This window comes from Cellulomonas sp. Root137 (assembly GCF_001426725.1).
In the GTDB taxonomy this organism is placed as follows: Bacteria; Actinomycetota; Actinomycetes; order Actinomycetales; family Cellulomonadaceae; genus Cellulomonas.
This window is the reverse complement of record NZ_LMFG01000001.1, coordinates 40,258-60,765: the sequence shown is the minus strand read 5'-3', so window position 1 is coordinate 60,765 and position 20,508 is coordinate 40,258. Positions and strand designations below refer to the sequence as shown.

Annotated in this window: 16 protein-coding genes; 6 read left to right on the top strand and 10 right to left on the bottom strand. The window is 74.3% G+C overall.

All coding sequences use genetic code 11. The features are described from left to right. Positions 1 to 48: 48 nt before the first annotated feature. Together uca and atzF are read left to right on the top strand one after the other, a co-directional pair. Positions 49 to 3,654 carry an urea carboxylase gene (gene uca, locus ASD18_RS00295; RefSeq protein ID WP_056085675.1) on the top strand — a complete coding sequence of 1,202 codons (3,606 nt, stop codon included), beginning with the start codon at positions 49 to 51 and terminating at the stop codon, positions 3,652 to 3,654. Continuing rightward, positions 3,651 to 5,417 (top strand): allophanate hydrolase, encoded by a 1,767-nt coding sequence (gene atzF / locus ASD18_RS00290; RefSeq protein WP_235522201.1) that lies wholly within the window; start codon positions 3,651 to 3,653, stop codon positions 5,415 to 5,417. The genes uca and atzF overlap by 4 nt, the downstream gene beginning before the upstream one ends. 11 nt (positions 5,418 to 5,428) lie before the next feature. Here atzF and ASD18_RS00285 read toward each other — a convergent pair whose 3' ends face one another. From ASD18_RS00285 to ASD18_RS00265, 5 genes are all read right to left on the bottom strand, one after another. Continuing rightward, positions 5,429 to 5,707, bottom strand: a complete 279-nt coding sequence (locus tag ASD18_RS00285; RefSeq protein WP_056085673.1) for a DUF4031 domain-containing protein — start codon at positions 5,705 to 5,707, stop codon at positions 5,429 to 5,431. A 30-nt stretch (positions 5,708 to 5,737) separates the two neighbouring features. Next, positions 5,738 to 6,028 carry a WXG100 family type VII secretion target gene (locus ASD18_RS00280; protein WP_056085672.1) on the bottom strand — a complete coding sequence of 97 codons (291 nt, stop codon included), beginning with the start codon at positions 6,026 to 6,028 and terminating at the stop codon, positions 5,738 to 5,740. Positions 6,029 to 6,388: 360 nt separating this feature from the next. After that, positions 6,389 to 7,192 carry a hypothetical protein gene (locus ASD18_RS00275; RefSeq protein WP_056085671.1) on the bottom strand — a complete coding sequence of 268 codons (804 nt, stop codon included), beginning with the start codon at positions 7,190 to 7,192 and terminating at the stop codon, positions 6,389 to 6,391. 43 nt (positions 7,193 to 7,235) lie between these two features. After that, entirely contained in the window at positions 7,236 to 8,747 is a 1,512-nt protein-coding gene (locus ASD18_RS00270) for a cell wall metabolism sensor histidine kinase WalK (protein WP_056085670.1), read from the bottom strand. Then, complete coding sequence (locus ASD18_RS00265; protein WP_056085669.1) at positions 8,744 to 9,463, bottom strand: response regulator transcription factor; 720 nt, start codon at positions 9,461 to 9,463, stop codon at positions 8,744 to 8,746. The genes ASD18_RS00270 and ASD18_RS00265 overlap by 4 nt, the downstream gene beginning before the upstream one ends. A gap of 183 nt (positions 9,464 to 9,646) precedes the next feature. Between ASD18_RS00265 and ASD18_RS00260 the strand changes: the two genes are divergently transcribed. Continuing rightward, positions 9,647 to 10,399 (top strand): type 1 glutamine amidotransferase, encoded by a 753-nt coding sequence (locus tag ASD18_RS00260; protein ID WP_056085668.1) that lies wholly within the window; start codon positions 9,647 to 9,649, stop codon positions 10,397 to 10,399. A 54-nt stretch (positions 10,400 to 10,453) separates the two neighbouring features. Here ASD18_RS00260 and ASD18_RS00255 read toward each other — a convergent pair whose 3' ends face one another. The 4 genes from ASD18_RS00255 to ASD18_RS00240 all read right to left on the bottom strand — a co-directional run bounded on the left by ASD18_RS00255 (position 10,454) and on the right by ASD18_RS00240 (position 17,390). After that, positions 10,454 to 11,218: a PspA/IM30 family protein gene (locus ASD18_RS00255; protein ID WP_056085667.1), complete on the bottom strand. Its 765-nt coding sequence runs from the start codon at positions 11,216 to 11,218 to the stop codon at positions 10,454 to 10,456. 60 nt (positions 11,219 to 11,278) lie between these two features. After that, positions 11,279 to 13,264: a TPM domain-containing protein gene (locus ASD18_RS21715; RefSeq protein WP_056085666.1), complete on the bottom strand. Its 1,986-nt coding sequence runs from the start codon at positions 13,262 to 13,264 to the stop codon at positions 11,279 to 11,281. 62 nt (positions 13,265 to 13,326) lie between these two features. After that, positions 13,327 to 14,988, bottom strand: coding sequence for a DNA repair helicase XPB (locus tag ASD18_RS00245; RefSeq protein WP_056085665.1), 1,662 nt, complete (start codon positions 14,986 to 14,988; stop codon positions 13,327 to 13,329). Continuing rightward, the gene (locus tag ASD18_RS00240) at positions 14,985 to 17,390 is read right to left on the bottom strand and encodes a helicase-associated domain-containing protein (protein ID WP_056085664.1); all 2,406 of its coding nucleotides are present in this window, start codon (positions 17,388 to 17,390) and stop codon (positions 14,985 to 14,987) included. The genes ASD18_RS00245 and ASD18_RS00240 overlap by 4 nt, the downstream gene beginning before the upstream one ends. Positions 17,391 to 17,532: 142 nt before the next feature. Here ASD18_RS00240 and ASD18_RS00235 point away from each other — a divergent pair, with 142 nt between their 5' ends. Further along, positions 17,533 to 18,753 carry a M20 family metallopeptidase gene (locus ASD18_RS00235; protein WP_200938410.1) on the top strand — a complete coding sequence of 407 codons (1,221 nt, stop codon included), beginning with the start codon at positions 17,533 to 17,535 and terminating at the stop codon, positions 18,751 to 18,753. A gap of 76 nt (positions 18,754 to 18,829) precedes the next feature. Continuing rightward, entirely contained in the window at positions 18,830 to 19,651 is an 822-nt protein-coding gene (locus ASD18_RS00230) for a HEAT repeat domain-containing protein (RefSeq protein ID WP_156387813.1), read from the top strand. A gap of 7 nt (positions 19,652 to 19,658) precedes the next feature. Here the strand turns inward: ASD18_RS00230 and ASD18_RS00225 are convergent, their stop codons facing one another. Beyond that, entirely contained in the window at positions 19,659 to 20,009 is a 351-nt protein-coding gene (locus tag ASD18_RS00225) for a TraR/DksA C4-type zinc finger protein (RefSeq protein WP_056085662.1), read from the bottom strand. 114 nt (positions 20,010 to 20,123) lie between these two features. Here ASD18_RS00225 and ASD18_RS00220 point away from each other — a divergent pair, with 114 nt between their 5' ends. Next, positions 20,124 to 20,507 carry a cold-shock protein gene (locus ASD18_RS00220; protein WP_056085661.1) on the top strand — a complete coding sequence of 128 codons (384 nt, stop codon included), beginning with the start codon at positions 20,124 to 20,126 and terminating at the stop codon, positions 20,505 to 20,507. Position 20,508 lies beyond the last annotated feature (1 nt).

Sequence of the window (20,508 nt, the reverse complement as noted above, 5' to 3'; positions counted from 1 at the left end):
CGCCGAGCGCCCCCGGGGGGCCCGGCCCGACCGCTCCCGGGGGACGCCGTGTTCGACACCCTGCTCGTGGCCAACCGTGGCGAGATCGCCGTCCGCATCCTGCGCAGCGCGCGCGAGCTCGGCCTGAAGACCGTCGCGGTCTACTCGGACGCCGACGCGGCAGCGCCGCACGTGCGGCTGGCTGATGTGGCCGTCCGCCTCGGCCCTGCGGCGGCAGGTGAGAGCTACCTGCGACCCGAGCTCGTGCTGCACGCCGCCGCGGAGAGCGGGGCGGGGGCGATCCACCCCGGGTACGGGTTCCTGTCCGAGAACGCGCAGTTCGCCCGGGAGGTCGAGGCGGCGGGGCTCGCGTTCGTCGGGCCGACGCCTGCGCAGCTGTCGGTGTTCGGCGACAAGCACCAGGCGCGCGAGGCGGCGGCGGCGGCGGGCGTGCCGCTGGTCGCGGGCAGCGGGCTGCTGGGGTCGGTCGAGGAGGCGCTCGCGGCGGCGTCCGTCGTCGGCTACCCCGTCATGGTCAAGGCGGTCGGCGGCGGCGGGGGGATCGGCATGCAGGAGTGTGCCGACGCCGACCAGCTGGTGGCCGCGTTCGACCGCGTGCAGCGGCTGGCGGCGGCGAGCTTCGGCAGCGCCGGGGTGTTCCTCGAGCGGTTCGTGTCCCGCGCGCGGCACCTGGAGGTGCAGGTGTTCGGCGACGGGCTGGGCCGCGTGGTCAGCCTGGGCGACCGCGACTGCTCGCTGCAGCGGCGCAACCAGAAGGTGGTCGAGGAGGCACCGGCGCCGGCGCTCCCCGACGAGGTCCGGTCGATGCTGCACGAGTCGGCGCGCGCGCTGACGGCGTCGGTGGCGTACCGGTCGGCGGGGACGGTCGAGTACGTGTACGACGTGGACCGCGGCGAGGCGTCGTTCCTCGAGGTCAACACGCGGCTGCAGGTCGAGCACCCGGTGACCGAGGCCGTGACGCGCGTCGACCTGGTGGCCTGGATGCTGCAGCTGGCGCAGGGCGACGACTCGTTCCTGGACGAGGTCCCGGACGACGGCCCGCCGATCCAGGGTCACGCGGTCGAGGTGCGCGTCTACGCGGAGGACCCGCGCAAGGACTACCAGCCCAGCGCCGGGCTGCTCACCGAGGTGGTCTACCCCGACGACCCCGCGGTGCGTGTCGACGCGTGGGCCGAGACCGGGCAGCAGGTGACCAGCCACTACGACCCGATGCTGGCCAAGGTGATCGTGCACGCGGCGGACCGTCCGGCTGCGTTCGCGGCGTCGGCCCGCGCGCTCGCGGCCACCCGGTTCACCGGGGTGCAGACGAACCTGCCGCTGCTGCGCGAGGCGGTCCGGCAGCCCGACGTGCTGGCGGCGGAGCACACCACGGGCACGCTCGCGGGGGTCACCGACGACGAGCCGTACATCGACGTCGTCCGGCCGGGCGTGATGACGACCGTGCAGGACTGGCCGGGCAGGCTCGGGTTCTGGGACGTCGGCATCTCGCCCTCGGGGCCGATGGACGACCTCTCGTTCCGGCTGGGCAACCGCGCGCTGGGCAACCCGGAGGGGGCGCCCGGGCTGGAGTGCACGCTGACCGGACCGCGCCTGCGGTTCAGCCACGAGACGGTCGTCTGCGTGACGGGGGCGCCCGCGCCGGTGACGGTCGACGGCGTCGCGGTCCCGCAGTGGGAGCCCGTGACGATCCCCGCCGGCGCCGTGCTCGACGTCGGCGCTCCGTTCGATGCCGGCCTGCGCACCTACGTCCTGCTGCGCGGTGGGCTGGACGTGCCGCTCTACCTCGGCTCCGCCTCGACCTTCTCGATGGGTGGCTTCGGCGGGTACACCGGCCGCGCGCTCGTCGTCGGCGACACGCTGGTGCCGGGCGTTCCCGTCGGACCGGACCCGGTCGCCGTGCCGGAGGACCTCCGTCCGCAGCTCGTGCACGAGTGGGAGGTAGCGGTCCAGGAGGGTCCGCAGCCGGCGCCGTCGTACTTCACGCCCGCGGACATGGAGATGTTCTACGAGGCCACGTGGCAGGTGCAGACGCACGCCAACCGCACGGGCATCCGGCTGACCGGGCCCAAGCCGCAGTGGGCGCGACCGGACGGCGGCGAGGCCGGCCTGCACCCGTCGAACCTGCACGACAACCCGTACTCGGTGGGCGCCCTGAACGTCTCCGGCGACACCCCGATCCTGCTCGGTCCCGACGGCCCGAGCCTCGGTGGGTTCGCCTGCCCGCTGACCGTGGTGGTCGGCCACCGCTGGAAGATGGGCCAGATCCGCCCCGGGGACACCGTGCGGCTCCTGCCCGTGCCCGACGCCACGGCGGACGCGCTGCGCACCGACGACGCCCTGCGCGCGTCGGCGCACCTGGGCCCGGACGTGCTCACCGGCCCCGACGGGGACGACGGCGTCCTTGCGCGGGTCGCGGGCACGCCCGACGTGGTGTACCTGCGCGGGGGCGACGACAACGTGCTCGTCGAGTACGGACCGATGGTGCTCGACCTCGGGCTGCGGATGCGGGTGCACGCCCTGGGGGAGGCGCTGAAGGGCACACCGGGCGTCATCGACATCACCCCCGGGGTCCGCAGCCTGCACGTGCACGTCGACCCGGCAGTGCTCGGCGTGCGTGCTCTGGTGGACGTGCTCGTCGGGCTCGAGGCGTCCTTGCCCGCCACCGAGGACCTCGTCGTGCCGAGCCGTCGCATCCACCTGCCCCTCTCGTTCGACGACCCGGTGATCGCCGAGGCGGTCGCCCGCTACCAGGCCGGGGTCCGCCCGGAGGCGCCGTGGCTGCCGTCGAACATCGAGTTCGTCCGCCGCATCAACGGCCTGCCGTCCACCGACGACGTGTTCGACACGATGATGGCCGCCGAGTACCTGGTGCTCGGCCTCGGGGACGTCTACCTCGGCGCCCCGCTGGCCGTCCCGCTGGACCCGCGGCACCGCCTGATGACCACCAAGTACAACCCGGCACGCACCTGGACCGCCGCCGACACGGTCGGGCTCGGCGGTCAGTACCTGTGCGTCTACGGCATGGACTCGCCGGGCGGGTACCAGCTGGTGGGCCGCACGGTGCCCATCTGGTCCGGGCACCGCCAGCGCGGAGTCTTCGAACCCGGCAAGCCCTGGCTGCTCCGGTTCTTCGACCGGGTGGTCTGGCACCCGGTCGCGGCCGACGAGCTGCTGACCCAGCGCGACGCGTTCGCCGCCGGGCGCCTGGACGTCGAGGTGGAGCACGGCACGTTCTCCTACCGCGAGCACCTGGAGCTCCTGGCGGAGCACGCCGACGACATCGCCGAGTTCCAGGCGCGCCAGGCCGCCGCGTTCGCCGACGAGCGCGCTGCCTGGGCGCTCGCGGGCGAGCTCGACTCCACCGACGACGGGGAGCCCGCGCACGCCGGGGACCTTGCCGCGGGACCGGGCGAGATCGAGCTGCTCGACGGCTGCGTGCTGATCGAGGCGCCGATGGTCGGGAGCGTCTGGCGGATCGAGGCGCAGGCCGGCGAGCAGGTCAAGGAGGGCGACCTGATCGTCGCGCTCGAGGCCATGAAGCTCGAGCTCGGGGTGGCCGCCCCGGCGGACGGCACCGTCCTCAAGGTGCTGGTCCAGCCAGGTCAGCACGTCGCCCCCGGCGCGCCGCTCGCGATCTTGGCGGTGGGTGCGTGACGGGGACGACGATGGACGGCGTGGCGAGCGAGACGCGGGTGTCGACAGCTGTCGGTGTGGCCGAGGCGCGCGTCCGTGCCGCGTACGCCCGGATCTCCGAGGTCGACCGGCCGGAGGTCTGGATCACGCTCCTCCCCGAGCACGTGGCGCTCGAGGCTGCCCGGACGGTCGATGCCCGCCGCGCAGCCGGCGCTGTGCTCCCGCTCGCGGGGCGCACGGTGGCGGTCAAGGACAACATCGACGTCGCGGGGGTCCCGACGACCGCCGCGTGCCCGTCCTACGCCACGGAGCCGGCGGGCAGGCCGGGGCCCGCGACCGTCACCGCGCCCGCGATCCAGGCGCTGGTCGACGCGGGCGCCGTGGTGCTCGGCAAGACCAACCTCGACCAGTTCGCCACCGGGCTCGTCGGGGTCCGCAGCCCCTACGGCGCGGTCCGGCACGCGACCCTTCCCGAGCGCGTCTCCGGGGGATCCAGCTCCGGGTCGGCGGTCGCGGTCGCGCTGGGCATCGCCGACATCGGGATCGGCACCGACACGGCCGGGTCCGGTCGCGTGCCGGCCGCGTTCGGCGACCTGGTCGGCATCAAGACGACCCTCGGTCTCGTGCCGACCACGGGGGTCGTCCCCGCCTGCCGCAACTACGACGTGGTCACCACGTTCACCCGCGACCTGGAGCTCGGCGTCCTGGCCACCCGCACGATGACCGGTGCCGACCCGCTGGACCCCGTCCGACGCCCCTGGCCGGCGGGTGTGCGGCTGGGACTGCGGTCGGTGCCCGTGGTCGCCGTGCCGCGCGACGAGGACCTCGCGTCGCTCTCGCCGGGCTGGCGGGACGCGTTCGACGCCTCGGTTCTTGCCGTCCGAGCGGTCGGTGCGCAGGTCAGGCGCGTGGACATCTCCGGCATGCTGTCCGCCGCCCGGCTGCTCTACGACGGTGCGATCGTGGCCGAGCGGTACGAGGCGGTGGGCGCGTTCCTCGCCGACGCACCCGACGCCGACCCGACCGTGCGCTCGATCATCCTGGCCGGCCGCGACACCCCCGCCCACGCGTACGTCAGCGACCGGGCGCGGCTGGCGGTGGCGAAGGTGGAGGCCGCCGCGGTGCTGGACGGCTGCGACCTGCTCCTGCTGCCGACCACCACCGAGCACCCGACCATCGCCGCGGTGCAGGCGGACCCCGTGGCCATCAACCGCCGCCTCGGCACGTACACGAACTTCGTCAACCTCCTGGACATGGCAGCCGTCGCGATCCCCGCCGGCGCGGCCGACGGGGGACCGTTCGGGGTCACGCTGGTGTCGCGCGCCTTCGACGACCAGCTGGCGGTGGACCTTGCGGCACGGCTGCTGGGCGTCGAGAGCGCACCGCTGGTCGAGGCCGGCGTCGACGTCCTCGTCGTCGGCGCCCACCTGCGCGGCCAGCCCCTCAACCGCGAGCTGGAGGAGCTCGGCGCCCGGTTCCGCCGGTCCGTGACGACCTCCGACGCGTACCGTCTGGTCGCCCTCGACACGCAGCCTCGCAAGCCCGGCCTGCTGCGCGTGGGCCCGGGCGCGGGTGCGCCGATCGTCGGAGAGGTGTGGCGGCTCTCGGCGGGCGCGCTCGGCAGCATGCTCGCCGCGCTGCCCTCGCCGATGATGCTCGGGCAGGTCGAGCTCGAGGACGGGTCGTGGGTGGTCGGCTTCGGCTGCACCGCGGAGGCGGGCACCGCCGGGGCCGACATCACGGCGACCGGTGGCTGGGTGGAGGCCCTGCGGCGGGGCCTCTGACCACCCGACTCCTACCCGTGCCTCCGGCTGCGGTCCCGAGCGGGCACCCGCAATCCCGACGCCCGCAGCCGCCGGATCAGCTCCTTGGCGCTCACCAGCTCGGCGCCGAGCGCCACCAGCTCGTCGATCCGTTGGTCTGGCACGTCGTAGTGGTCGAGGTCGAACCCGCGCGGCGGGATCCCCGCCCGGGCCGCGAAGGCGTGCAGCTCCTCCAGGGACGAGTCGCTGACCAGGTGCCCCCAGAGCATGCCGTGGTTCGGCCACATCGGGGGGTCCACCAGCACCGTCACGGCCCGAGCGTAGGCACGGTGGGGCGGTCCTCACACGCTGAACAGCCGGGACGCCTGCGACTCGGCCTCGGCGTAGGTGCGCGCCGCCGACTGCATCGCGGCCACGATCTGCTCCAGGGACGCGTCGAGCCGAGCCTCCGTGGCCGACCAGTCGGCCAGCACGCCGGCGAACGCGGTCGCGGCGGCTCCTCGCCACGAGCCCTGCAGGTCGGCGAGCTGCCGGTGCATCGCGGCGACCTCGCTGCGGATGGTCCCCGCACGCGCCTGGACGCTCGCCGCCGCCGTCGCGACCTGCGCACTGTCGACCTCGTACCTGCTCATGCGACCTCCGTCGTCCTGCCGGGTGGTCCCGGCTCCTGGTCGAGGACGCTACGAGGGCGGGGGAGCCGGCCGGGCCGAGGATGCTCCCGTCGGGGGAGGCACGTGCAGGGCGGCGGGCTGTGGGCGGTTCGACGAGGCGGCGCGGGTGCGGGCAAGGGTCACGGCACCTCGCGGTCCGTCCCCGGTCGGGGTGCCGCTGCACCCCGACCCGGGACCGACCAGCTCTCAGTCAACACATTCGCAGCCCGACCAAGGACCAGCAGAACGGAGGCACGCGAGAGCGCTCCCACAGCGTACTACGCGGGTATCGCCGGCGGGACGGGTGACGACGACGCGCGACACCCGCCGCGCGTCACCAGCTCAGGAACGCGCCGCGTTCGAGTCCTCGGCGCTCGAGGAGGCGGGCGAGGAGGAGCCGGCGTTCGCGGCAGTGCTCGCCGCGGCGGCCTCGGCTGCAGCGGACGCCGCCTCCGCGTCGATCGCGCGCAGCTCCTTCTCCAGCCGCTGCAGCTCGCCGGACAGGTTCTGCCGCGCCGGCTCCTCCCAGGCGGACCCGAGCGGGCTGACGAACAGCGACGGGCGTGCCAGGAGCTTGTGCAGAATGCGCACTCGGGCGCGCAGGTAGTCCTCCACCGGCAGGTGCGAGTACTCGGTGCGGATGTCCTGGACGTAGGCCTTGTACTTCTGCGGCTCGGTGGCGAGCATCGCGAGGTCGGCGTCGCAGAGCACGGCGCAGTCGAAGTCCGACGGGTTGGGGGCGTGCCGGACCAGGGCGACGACGAGGTCGTGCACGCGCTGGGCGCGAGGCTCCGGGACGCCGAGGGCGATCAGCTCGTCGAACGCGAGCCGCGCGCTGGCGATCTCGTCCTCGCCGCCGCGGTTGGCATAGGCCTTGCGGTCGGCGGCGTCGAAGATGGCGCCGTGGTACCAGGCCGCCAGGCGGACGATGTCGGGCTGGTGGGTCTCCTCGACCAGCTCGTCGACCCGGCTCAGCACGTCGACCAGGTGCTTCAGGTTGTGGAACGACCGACCGGGCGAGCCCCATCGGTCCACCAGCGCTTGGCCGGCGTCGCGGATCTGCTCGGTCGAGGCGGTGGCGCCGGCGCCGACGGCGCTGCGTACGAACGCGGACAACAACCACTGCGGTGCGTCATGGACGCCCATGAATCAGCCTTCATCCGACGGTAGGAACCCGCCATGGTAGCCCTCAGGACTGTGACTCGGGGGTCGGGGGCGGCAGCGTGACACGGACCGTCGTCCCCCCTCCGGGTGTCTGCTCCAGGTGCACCGACCCGCCGTGCGCGTCGACGATCGCCGCGACGATGGCCATGCCGAGGCCCGCGCCCCCGGAGTCGCGCCCGCGGCTGGCGTCCACCCGGTAGAACCGCTCGAACACCCGGGCCGCGTGCTCCGGGTCGATGCCGGGGCCGTGGTCGCGCACCTCGAACGCGCCCTCGCCGGTCGGCAACGTCCCGACGGCGATCTCGACTGCGGTGCCGGGCGGGGTGTGCTGCACCGCGTTGCCGACGAGGTTGGCCAGCACCTGCCGCAGCCGCGACTCCTCGCCGAGCACCATGCAGGGCGCACCCGCGGCGCCGTCGACCAGCGGGACCAGCCTGGTGGGCCGGGACGGGTCGAGGGCGTGCAGGTCGCTGACCGCGTCGGCGGCGAGCACGGTGAGGTCCACGGGTCCCGTGTGCATGGGCCGGCCCTCGTCGACGCGCGCGAGCGCGAGCAGGTCCTCGACGAGCGCACCCATCCGGATCGCCGACTGCTCGATGCGGCGCAGGGTGTCGTCCACCTGGTCGGTCGTGGTCAGGGCGCCCATCCGGTACAGCTCGCCGTAGCCGCGGATGGTGGCCAGGGGAGTGCGGAGCTCGTGGGAGGCGTCGGCGACGAACCGGCGCATGCGGGCCTCGGACGCGCTCTGGGCGCCGAACGCCAGCTCGATCTGCGCGAGCATCCCGTTGAGGGCGGCACTGAGCCGTCCTACCTCGGTGTGCTCAGGCCCCGGCGGGACGCGTTGCGACAGGTCACCGGCGGCGATCGCCGCGGCCGTCGTCTCGATCTCGCGCAGCGGCTTCAGCGACCGTCGGACCGCCCAGGCGCCCGCCGCGGCACCGAGCAGCACGATCCCGAGCCCGCTGAGCAGCAGGACGAGGGTCATGTGCTTCACGGTCCGCTGGATGTCCCCGAGCGGGAGGGCGATGACCGCGGTGCCGACGCTCCCGTCACGCATCGAGAAGTTGTACGCGACGACGCGCCACTGCGAGCCCGGCTGCGTCGAGGGCACGGTGAACGGGACCCCGTGGCGGGCGGTCGCCTGCTCGATGCTCAGCGAGGGCACCGTCGGCGTGCCGTACTGGTCGCGGGTGGTGTCCGAGAGGATCGGCAGCTCGTCGTCGTCGACCGCGTAGCGCAGGTAGTAGTCGCTCGGCGTGTAGAACGGGTTGCCGGTGAGGTCGAGCTGGCTGAGCCGCTGCTGGGCCACCTGGGTGCCCTCGGTCTGCAGCTTCTTGTCGACCTGGCCCACGAGCGTGCCCTCGAGCAGCGCCGCGCTGGTGGCCCCGGCGAGGACCAGCCCGAACGCGAGCAGGACCGTGACGATGCCGACCAGGCGGGTGACCAGGGGGACGCCCGCCCACCGGTCCCGGAGCGTGGCGAGGGGCCGGGGAGCGGGCGGAGCCTCGCGTTCCGCGATCGTCGTGTCCGTGCTCACGTCGACTCGCGCAGCAGGTAGCCCACGCCGCGCTTGGTGTGGATGAGCGGAGGCAGCCGGGTGCCGTCCGGGCCGTCGATCTGGTCGATCTTGCGGCGCAGGTAGGAGATGTAGGACTCGACGATGTTGGCGTCGCCGCCCCAGTCGTACTGCCAGACGTGGTCGAGGATCTGCGACTTCGACAGCACGCGGCCGGGGTTGAGCATGAGGTAGCGCAGAAGCTTGAACTCGGTGGGGGACAGGTCGACCGGGTGGCCGGCGCGGACCACCTCGTGGGAGTCCTCGTCCAGCTCGAGGTCCGCGTACCGGAGCACGCTGCCGTCGTCGTCGAGACCCGGCCGGGTACGGCGCAGGACCGCGCGGATGCGGGCGACGACCTCTTCCAGGCTGAACGGCTTGGTCACGTAGTCATCGCCGCCGACCGTCAGGCCCTGGACCTTGTCGGCCGTGTCGTCGCGGGCGGTGAGGAACAGGACGGGGACGTGCTGGCCCTTCTCGCGCAGCCGCCGCGTGACCGTGAACCCGTCCATGTCGGGGAGCATGACGTCGAGCACCACCAGGTCCGGTTCGACCTCCCGGGCGAGGCGCAGCGCAGAGCCACCGTCGGCGGCCGCGTACACCTCGAAGCCGGCGAACCGCAGCGACGTGGCGAGCAGCTCGCGGATGTTCGGCTCGTCGTCGACGACGAGCAGACGTGCCTCCGGGGGAGTGGACATGCCCCGATTCTCCGCCCGGATCCTGGGAGTTCGCTGGGTGAATGCGGGGTCACCTCGGGTGTGATGACGCGCACGCGTGACAGATTCATCCGGTGCCCAAAGATGGACGAGCGACCTGGAAACGGACAAGTCGGGTACCAAGGTCCTTGCAGGATCCGGGTACCACGGGGGTACCGTCTGCGCGTGACCCTCCCCTTCTCCGGTGGCCCCCGACCGGTCGTCACCGTCATCCAGAGCTCCCCCGACGTCCCGCTCGACCGCTTCGGCGAGTGGCTCGACGCCGACCTGAAGGTCGTCGCGGCCTTCGCCGGTGAGAGCGTTCCCGCGGCTGGCGAGGTCGGCGACGGTCTCGTCGTCCTCGGCGGACACATGTCCGCCTACGACGACGCCACCGCCCCGTGGCTCCCCGCGCTGCGCGTGCTGCTGGCCGACGCGAGTGCCCACGGCGTTCCCACGCTCGGCATCTGCCTCGGCGCCCAGCTCCTCGCCGCCGCGCGCGGCGGTCGCGTGCAGGTGGCGGCACCTCCCGGGCGCGAGTCCGGCATCGTCGACGTCCGCTGGCGGCCCGAGGCGACCGGCGACGCCGTCGTCGGTGACGTCGCCGCGCTGGCCGACGGCCGGCACAGCACGCCGCAGCCGAGCATGCACGCGGACGCGGTCGTGGACCTGCCCCGCGGCGCGGTGTGGCTGGCGTCGTCGGCCATGTACCCGTACCAGGCGTTCCGGATCGACTCCGCATGGGGTGTGCAGTTCCACCCCGAGGCCGGCGCGGACACGCTGCGCGGCTGGGCCGACGGGCACGACGACGTCGACACCGAGGCCGTGCTCTCCGCCTACACCGCCCGCCAGGCCGAGGTCGAGGCCGTCGGCCGGACCCTCGCCGAGTCGTTCGCGGCGCACGTGCGCGCGACGGCGCAGGAGCCCGTCTCCGCCTGATCCGACACGAGAGCGCCCGACCCCTGCACCGGGGTCGGGCGCTCTCGTCGTACGTCAGGCCTCGATCTCCGGGGTGACCCGGGTGGTGCCCAGCTGCTGCGGCGCGTTGCCGGCCTTGAGGGCGGCGAGCCGCGCCTCGACCTCGATCTGCTCGGAGGACGCCTCGAGCTCCGAGAACTGCGAGTCGAGGGACGACGCCGCGATCTCCGCCTGACCGAGGGCCAGTGCCTCCTCGCGACGCACCTTGTCCTCGAACCGCGCGATCTCGCTGGTCGGGTCCAGCACGTTGATCGAGCTGATCGCCGTCTGCACGGTCTGCTGCGCCTCGGCGGACTTCTGCCGGGCGACGAGCGTGTCCCGGCGGGACTTCAGCTGGCCGAGCTTGTCCTTCATCATCGCGAGACCGGACTTCAGCTTCTCGACGGTCTCGCGCTGCGACGCGATGAGCGGCTCCGCCTCGCGGACCTCACCCTCCGCGGTGAGCTGCTTGCCGAGCGCGATCTTGGCGAGGTTGTCGAACTTGTCGGCGTTCGCGGCGTCCCCGGCGGTGCGGTACTGGTCCGCCCGGCTGGACGCGGCCAGCGCCTTGCTGCCCCACTCGCGCGCGGCGGAGACGTCCTCGTTGTAGTCCTGCTCGGCCAGGCGCAGGTTGCCGATGGTCTGGGCGATCGCCCGCTCGGCCTCCCCGATCGAGCTCGTGTAGTCGCGCACCAGCTGGTCCAGCATCTTCTGCGGGTCCTCGGCCTGGTCGATGAGCGCGTTGATGTTGGCGCGGGCCAGCTGGGTGATCCGCCCGAACACGCTCTGCTTCTCGGTCATCGCTCGTGCCTCTCGTCGTCAGTCGACCGGAGCATCCCGGCCGTCGTGCCCACTGCTGCTCTAGAAACCGCCGCCAAAGCCACCGTCGCCGAAGCCGCCGCCACCGCCTCCTCCGCCGCCACCGCCGCCCCAGCCGCCGCCGCCACCGAAGCCACCGCCGCCGCGCAGGACGCTGTCGAGCAGGATGCCGCCGAGCACCATCCCGCCCACGCCGTTCAGCCCGCCGCCACGGCCCCCCAGCTGTCCGCCGCCGACCTGCAGCTGGTCCGCGCGCTCGACGTCCTGCTGCGCGAGGTCCGCCGCCTCGCGTGCCAGCTGCTCGGCGCGCTGCGCCGTGGCCAGCGCCGCGGAGGCGTCCACCGGACGCTGGTCGAGGGCGATCACGCGCAGGCGCTCGGCCTCGGCCAGGCGCGTGCGCGCCTCGGGACCGACGGCCCCGCGGCGGGTGCTGAGGAAGTCGCCGGTGGCGCGCAGGGTGGACTCGAGCCGACCGAGGAGGTCGTCGAGCTGCCGCTGCGCGCGGCGGTCCTGCTCCTCGGCGTCCCGGGTGGGCGCAAGAGCAGCGTCGAGCGCGGCCTCGGCGTCGGTGATCGCGCGCATGGCCGCGAGGGGGTCCCCGGTGCCGGCGCGGGCGGCACGTGCCGCCTCGACCGCGGTGCGGGCCGTCTGCGCGGGTGCGGCGACCTCCGGCTTGTCGCGGGCGAGCCGGTCGACGTCGGAGAGGTCGGCGGAGATCGAGGCGATCGCCGCGTCGATGCGCGAGCCGATCACGGCGAGCTCCGGCCCGGCGCGGTCGACCGCGTCCAGCAGCGTCGACACCTGGCTGAGAGCTTCCTCCGCGGCACGGGCGTACCCGACGGCGGTGCCCCGCTGGCCGCTGCCCACCGCCTCCTCGCCCCGGCCGACGATGGTGTCGATCTCGTCGAGGAGCTGCTGCGCCTGGTCGGGGTTGCGGGCCACCGACGCGAGCGTCACGGGAGGGTAGGTCGCGGCCAGCGTGCCGACCGTGACGCGGGCCGGGTCGAGCCGCTGGCGCAGGGCGGCCGCCGAGCGGGCGTGGGACTCCAGGGCCTGCTCGACGTGGGCCTCGAGGTCGCGCAGGTGGTCGAAGCCGGCCTTCTGCGCGTCGAGCATCGCGGACACCGCGGCGCACGTCCGCAGGATGCGGGTGGCGGTCTCGCGGACCTGCGGCTCGGTGTCGGGGACGTTGTCGTCGAGCGTCTGGCGCAGCCGGAAGGCCTCGGTGACCTGCGCCTTCGCGTCGGCGAGCACGGTCTCGAACTCGCCGGTGGCGTCGGGTCCGAACTGCGCCTGCGCGAACCCGAGCTCCTCGTCGGAGGCCTTGACGGCGTCGTCGATCGCGACGAGCGCGGATGCGGAGCGGCGGTCCAGCTCGGCCGTCGGGAGGGCCGCCAGCTCGTCGCCGGGGGCCGGTGCTCCGGGTGCCACGACCCCGGCGGCCTGGCGTCGGCGGGACCGGAGCCACGAGAAGCCGAACAGCGCGGCGATGACGACCAGGCCGATGACGAGCACGGTGCCGAAGCCGCCGCCGCCACCGCCGCCGCCCGACGAGCCGGTGGCCGAGGCGCGCAGGGAGTCCGCCGTGGCGATCGCGGCGCCGGCCCAGTCGTCGCCGCGCAGCTGGTCTTCGGCGGCGGCGCTGGCGGCCTCGACCTGCGAGCTGGACAGGCCCTCGACGGTCTCCGGGGCGAGTGCGTACCGCCGTGCCTCGGTGGCGACGGCCAGGATGACGTCCTGCGGGCCGAGGCCCGACCTCTGCGCGGTCTCCTGCGCCCACTCGACGGGGTCGGCGCCACCGAAGTCGGCGACGTAGACGACGTACAGCTGGAGCGAGGTGTCCTGCGCGAGCTGGTCGAGCGCCGCCTGGACCTCCGACTCGCTGCCGTCGAGCGCCCCGACCTGGTCGGTGATCTCCCCCGTGAGGGACAGCGGGCCGACGGTCGGCAGGAGACCGGCACCGATCAGGAGCGGGGCTCCGAGCAGCAGCGGGACGAGCACGGACAGGCGACGTCGCAGGGCGGGCACGCACTGATCCTTCCGGTGGGCACTACCCGCCGCAACGGCTCACGCCCGCGGACGGTTCCCGCTCAGTCGCGCTCCGCCTCCGCGGCGGGATCCAGGTCCTCGGCGTCGACGATCGAGTACGCGTACCCCTGCTCGGCCAGGAACCGCTGCCGGTGGGCGGCGAAGTCCTGGTCCACGGTGTCGCGCGCGACCACCGTGTAGAAGTGCGCGGTCCGGCCGTCGCCCTTGGGGCGCATGATCCGGCCGAGCCGCTGCGCCTCCTCCTGCCGGGAGCCGAACGAGCCGGACACCTGGATGGCCACGGACGCCTCGGGCAGGTCGATCGAGAAGTTGGCCACCTTGCTCACGACGAGCTTGGTGATCTCGCCCGACCGGAACGCGTCGAACAGCCGCTGCCGCTCGTGCACCGTGGTCTCGCCGGTGATGAGGTCGGCGTTCAGGTGCTCCGCGAGCGTGTGGAGCTGGTCCAGGTACTGACCGATCACCAGCGTCGGGTCGCCCTCGTGCCTGGCGACCAGCTGCTCGACCACCTTGTTCTTGCCCTTCGCCGTCGCGGCGAGCCGGTACTTCTCCTCCGGCTCGGCGGTGGCGTAGGCCATGCGGTCGGCGTCGGGGAGCGTGAGGCGGACCTCGACGCAGTCGGCGGGGGCGATGTAGCCCTGGGCCTCGATGTCCTTCCATGGGGCGTCGAACCGCTTGGGGCCGATGAGGCTGAACACCTCGTCCTCGCGGCCGTCCTCGCGCACCAGGGTGGCGGTCAGGCCGAGCCGGCGACGCGCCTGCAGGTCCGCGGTCATCCGGAAGATCGGCGCCGGGAGCAGGTGGACCTCGTCGTAGACGACCAGCCCCCAGTCGCGGGCGTCGAGCAGCTCGAGGTGCGTGTAGACGCCCTTCCGCTTGGTGGTGAGCACCTGGTACGTCGCGATGGTGACCGGGCGGACCTCCTTGCGGGCACCGGAGTACTCGCCGATCTCGTCCTCCGTGAGCGAGGTGCGCTTGATCAGCTCGTCGCGCCACTGCCGGGCGCTCACGGTGTTGGTCACCAGGATCAGGGTGGTCGTCGACGAGCGCGCCATCGCCCCCGCACCGACGAGCGTCTTGCCGGCGCCGCACGGCAGCACCACCACGCCGGAGCCGCCGTGGAAGAACCCGTCGACGGCCTGCTGCTGGTACGGGCGCAGGTGCCAACCGTCCTGCACGAGGTCGATCTGGTGCGCCTCGCCGTTCACGTACCCGGCCAGGTCCTCGGCCGGCCAGCCGAGCTTGAGCAGGACCTGCTTGAGGTGGCCGCGCTCGGACGGGTGGACGATGACGTCGGTGGCGTCGATGCGTGCGCCGAGCAGCCCGGCGGTGCGCTTGGAGCGGACCACCTCGACCAGGACCGCCGGGTCCAGGGCGTGCAGGATCAGGCCGTGCACCGGGTCCTGGATCAGCTGGAGGCGTCCGTAGCGGGACATGATGTCCGCGACGTCGACCAGCAGGGCGTGCGGCACGGGGTAGCGCGAGTACTCGAGCAGGACGTCCACCACCTGCTCGGCGTCGTGACCCGCGGCGCGCGCGTTCCACAGGCCCAGCGGGGTCAGCCGGTAGGTGTGCACGTGCTCCGGGGCGCGCTCCAGCTCCGCGAACGGGGCGATCGCGCGCCGGCAGGCCTCCGCCTGGTCGTGGTCGACCTCGAGCAGCAGCGTCTTGTCGCTCTGCACGATGAGGGGGCCGTTGGTCACGAAGTCTCCTGACGATCGTCTTCGGTGGCACGCGTGACGCTCGCGATCCGGTGCACCGCGACGGTGAGCTCGGACTCGCGCGCGGTGTCGATCGCCCGCAGCCGGCCGCCCTCGACCCGCAGGGGTCGGAGCAGGCGCCGCTGCGGCACACCGTGCGAGCCCACCAGCTCGACCCACACCTCGGCCTTCTCGGCCGCCGCCTCGCGCAGCAGCACCAACGCATCCACGGGGTCGGCTGTTCCCGCCGCAGGCGCAGGGGGCGGAGCAGCGGGCTCGGCCGGGCGTCGGACCGGTGGCGGCAGGATCGCGCCGGGCAGCCGCTCGACCTCGTCGGCCTTGCGCTCCTGCTCGGCCCGGCGCAGCTGCGGCACCAGGGCGAGCAGGCGGTCGTCGCTCAGGACCTCCCGGGCGCCGCTGGGGGCCGTGTCGGACGCGCGTCGGCGGGCACCCGCGGTGGCGCGACGCCCGACCCGGCGCACCGCCGAGACGACGTGCAGCACCTGGCCGTCCGGCCCCTCCGCGACCGGCGCCAGCCCGTGCGCGCGCAGGGCCTCGACCAGCTCGCGGGCAGGCGCCTGGGACGCCAGGACGGTCGGCGCCAGCCGGATCAGGCCGAGCGACGCCAGCCGCGGGTCCTCCACGAGGCCGGCCAGCAGCGAGGGGTCGTCGGCGCGCACGTAGCCGGACGCCGAGCCGACCCGGAGCCTGCCGTGGCGGCGGGCCGCGTCCCGGACCAGGTACTCGAGGGGCTGCGGGACGCCCGAGCGGCTGTGGGAGGCCAGCTCGGCGAGGAGCCCGTCGGCGGTGGCACCGGCGTCGAGCGCGCGGCGGACGGAGTCGGGCGTGAACCGCACCGTGAGCGCGCCGCCGCGGGACTCGACGTGCGCGGTCCGGTCCAGGACGTCCTCGAGCTCGGGGCTGGGCCGTCCGGGGACGACGCCGGTGAGGTCGCCCTGGAGCAGGATCTCGCCGACCGCGGGAGGCAGGGCGGCGGCGAGGGCGTCGGCGGGGTCGGCTGCGTCCGCCCCGACCAGGGGGGCGGTCTCCAGCAGCAGGGCGCGTCCGGCGTCGGACAGGGCGCCCGCGCCGAGGATGCCGAGCCGGCCGGCCTCGACGAGCACCGCCTGGACCGCGGCGGGCGGCGGCACGGACCGCGGGGTCCGCCAGCGCAGGACGGCCACCACGTGCGGGGCGTCGAGGGCGCTACCGGGCGGGGTCTCGGCGAGGACGTCGAGCACCGACCGGCGCAGCCGGGGAGCCCAGGTGCGCTGGAGCTCGGGGTCGAGCGCGGCACGGACACCGCCGCGCTCGTCACGCCCGCCGACGAGCCACGGCGTGCGCAGCGTGGACCGCCAGGTGCGGGCCAGTGCGGCCCAGCGGTCGGGGACGTCGCGGACGGCCCACTCGTCGACGGCCACGGTCGGGGCGAACGACGGGTTGTCCTCGCCGTCGTCGGCGATGAAGGCCGCGGCCCCGGCGAGCTCGATGACGAAGGCGGCCTCGGACTCGTCGGTCTCCAGGGCCATCGCGACGCGTCGGAGCTCGCGGACGCCCAGGCCGCCGCCGCGCAGCACCCCGGGCGGGGTGTGCTCCCAGAGCCGCACCAGCCGGGCGACCAGGAGCACGATCCTCTCGCCGGCGGCCGCCGACTCGGCCGCGACCAGGCCATGGCTGCGGTGCGGGACGTCGTCGGGCAGCGCCGGGGGGAACGCCGGGGCGGCGTGGGTGCGGCCACCGCGGAGGGCGAGCGCGACCGCGCGGGGCATGACGACGTGCCGGGAGTCGCCCGCCAGGAGCAGGTGGCGGCGGACCAGCCAGTCGACGGCCGCAGCGGCGGCGGTGCTGTTGGAGGGCGCGAGCCCGACCGGCGGACCCCACAGCAGGGCGTCGAGCACGGGCCGGGCGCCCGTCGGGGCGGCGTCGAGGAGCGTCGGCAGGTCGTCGAGGCCGACCGGCTCCGGGGGTGTCCCGCGGCGGGTCCCCGCGTCCACCGGCGCCAGCCCGGCCGGGTACGGACCGAGGATCTCGGCGAGCCCGGGGGAGGGCAGCAGGGGGGCGTCGGCCGCGTCGGAGTCCGGGTAGACCAGGGTGCCGACGATCGCCAGCCGCAGCGCGCGCTCCACCAGGGCGACACCGGCGTCGTCCGTCGCGCCGAGCGCGCGGGGCAGGTCCTCCGCGGTGACCGGGCCGGGCTCGGACAGGGCGACGACCGCTTCCAGCACCTGCAGCACGCTGGCGTCGACCGCGGCGAGCGCGCGCTCGAGGCTCGACCGGCTGGTGGCGCGGACCGCCAGCGACGACAGGGTCGCGGGCGACGGCGACGCCAGGTCCGGTCGGCTGCGCAGGAGCGCGACGAGCTCGTCGTCGCTGCGTTCCCGCAGATAACCGGTGAAGGTGGGCATCCGCACAACCTTACGTGCCGTGGGTGGGGTACGGAGGCCTCGGCTACTGGTGGGTAACGGGCGCGGTGCCGCTCGGCTGGCCGACCGGGTCTGGCACTCTCGGACGGCCCGCACCTCTCAGCCGACCCGTGGAGGTCCACCCGTGCCCCTCTCCTCCGACCTCCTGGCCGGCCTCCGGTCCGACGCCGAGGCGCAGCTCCCGTCGCTCGTCGAGCTGCGGCGTGCTCTGCACCGCGCCCCGGAGATCGGTCTCGACCTCCCGACGACCCAGCGGCTCGTCCTGGACGCGATCGCCCCGCTCGGTCTGGAGGTGCGCACCGGCACCGGCCTCAGCTCCGTCGTCGCGGTCCTGCGCGGAGGGCGGCCCGGCCCGGCCGTCCTGCTGCGCGGGGACATGGACGCGCTGCCGGTCACCGAGGCCTCGGGTGAGCCGTTCGCCTCCGAGCGCGACGGGGTCATGCACGCGTGCGGCCACGACCTGCACGTGGCGGGGCTCGTCGGCGCGGCGCAGCTGCTGGCGTCCCGTCGCGACGAGCTCGCCGGCGACGTCGTCCTCATGTTCCAGCCCGGCGAGGAGGGCGACCACGGTGCGCGGCTGATGATCGACGAGGGCGTGCTGGACGCCGCGGGGTCACGGGTCGTCGCCGCGTACGGCCTGCACGTCCTGTCCTCCGTGCTGCCCGCCGGTCTGGTCGCGTCGCGGTACGGCACCGCGCTGGCCGCCGCCGACACCGTGCACGTCACGATCCACGGGCGGGGCGGTCACGGGTCGATGCCGCACCTCGCGGCCGACCCCGTCCCGGTCGCGGCCGAGATCGTCCTCGCGCTCCAAGCCATGGTCACCCGGCAGTTCGACGTGTTCGACCCCGTCGTCGTCACGGTCGGCAAGGTCGCGGCCGGCACCACCGACAACGTGATCCCGTCGACCGCGGTGCTGGAGGCGACGGTCCGCACCTTCTCCGAGACGACGCACGGGCTGGTGCCCGAGCGGCTGACGCGAGTTGTGGAGGGCATCGCCGCCGCGCACGGGCTGACCGCCACGATCGACTACCAGCGCGGCTACCCGGTGACGTCGAACACGCCTGCCGAGGTCGACCGGGCGGCCGGCGTGGTCCGCGGGCTGTTCGGAGAGCACGCGTACCTGACCATGCCGCAGCCGCTCTCCGGTTCGGAGGACTTCTCCTACGTGCTGCAGCAGGTGCCCGGTGCGTACCTCGCGCTCGGTGCCACGCCGGTCGGCGAGGACCCGGCGACCGCGGCGTACAACCACTCCGCGCACGCTCGGTTCGCGGAGGACGCGCTCGCGGTCGGCCCGGCGGTCCTGGCGGCGCTCGCGATGGACCGGCTGGCGGCGGGCGCGTAGCGGCGTCCGTCAGGGCTCACCCGGTCGGGCGGCGAAAAGGGACACGCAAAGAGCCCTCGTCCCTCAGACTCTGGCCATGGCACTCAGGATCGTGACCGTCGTCGACGCGGCCGATCTGTGCGACGCCATCGGGGCCGCCGGCCCACCGGACGCGGGAGCGGTCGTGGCGCTCGTCGGTCACGACAGCGCAGTGGTCCGCAAGGCGGTGGCGGCCCAGCTGCCCTACCTCACCGAGGACGAACCGAGCGCCGAGCTGCTCGCCACGGCGATCAGGCTGACCGCGGACCTCGACCCGGACGTGCGGGACTGGGCGTGCTTCGCGCTCGGCCAGCAGTGGCAGCAGATCGACACACCCGAGCTGCGCGACGCGCTCGCCGACCGGCTCGACGACATCGACGTCGCCACCCGTCACGAGGCGCTCGTGGGGCTGGCGCTCCGGCGGGACCAGCGGGCGTTGCCGTACGTGCGCGCCGGGCTCAGCCGCGCAGACGGGTCCGTCCACCGTCTCGCGATGGTCGCCGCGGGTGCACTGGGCGACCCGACGCTGCACGCCCTCACCCTGCGCCACCAGTCGCGGTGGGACGACCGGGCAGGTGAGAGCGTGGCGGACTGCGCGCGCCGCCTCACCGACCCGACCGGCCCCGGTGAGGACGTCCTCGACGGGGTCGCTGCGCTGCTGCGGCTCCGGGCCCACGGGTTCCACGGCGACGCGCAGCTGGTGTGGTGGCGGTGCATGACGCAGATGCTCGACATCGCACCCCACCGAGCGCGCGAGATCTACGACGCGGTCCGGTCCCGGCTCGAGGGCGACGAGCTGGCGCTGGCCGAGCTCCGCACCAGCGCGGCGCCCGCGGTCGACGCCGGGCTCCTGGACGCCGAGCTTCTCGACGCCGACTGAGACCAGCTCAGCGCGCGGCGGCACCGGCGCAGCCCACGCACGTCGTCGCGGTGGGTCGCGCCTCGAGCCGGGCCGCGGCGATCGGCTGCCCGCACACGGAGCAGATGCCGTACGTCCCGTCGTCGAGCCGTGCGAGCGCCGCGTCGACCGAGGCCAGCCGCTCGGCGGCGTCGCGCGCCAGGGCGTCGACCTGCGCGCGCTCGAACGCGATCGTCGAGCCCTCGGGGTCGTGCTCGTCGTCCGCGTTGCTGTCTCGGGAGGCGTCGACGACCGCGCGGTGCTCGCCCTGGAGCGCGGCGAGGCGTTCGAGCGTCGTCGTGCGCAGCTCGTCGAGCAGGGCGCGTGCAGAGGAGGTCATCCCCACCCCCAACGCACGGGGAGCCCGGTGGCTTCCGGTGCGGTGGGGTTTTCGCGTGCCACGCCCGGTAACCTTGTGGCCAGTACGTCTTTCTTCTCATGAACGGGGTTCACCGTGCCTACCGGCAAGGTCAAGTGGTTCGACACCGAGCGCGGCTTCGGGTTCATCGCCAGCGACGACGGCGGCGAGGTCTTCCTGCACGCCTCCGCCCTGCCCGAGGGCGTCACGGCTCCGAAGCCCGGCGCGAAGGTCGACTTCGGCGTCGCCGACGGTCGTCGCGGCCCCCAGGCCCTGTCCGTGAAGCTGCTGGACCCGGTGCCCTCTGTCGCCAAGGCGGCGCGGAAGCCCGCCGACGACATGGCCGTCATCATCGAGGACCTCATCAAGGTCCTCGACCGCGTCGGCAACGACCTGCGTCGTGGCCGCTACCCCGAGAAGGCGCGCGGGGAGCAGTACGCCTCGCTCCTGCGCGCCGTCGCGGACGACATCGAGGCCTGAG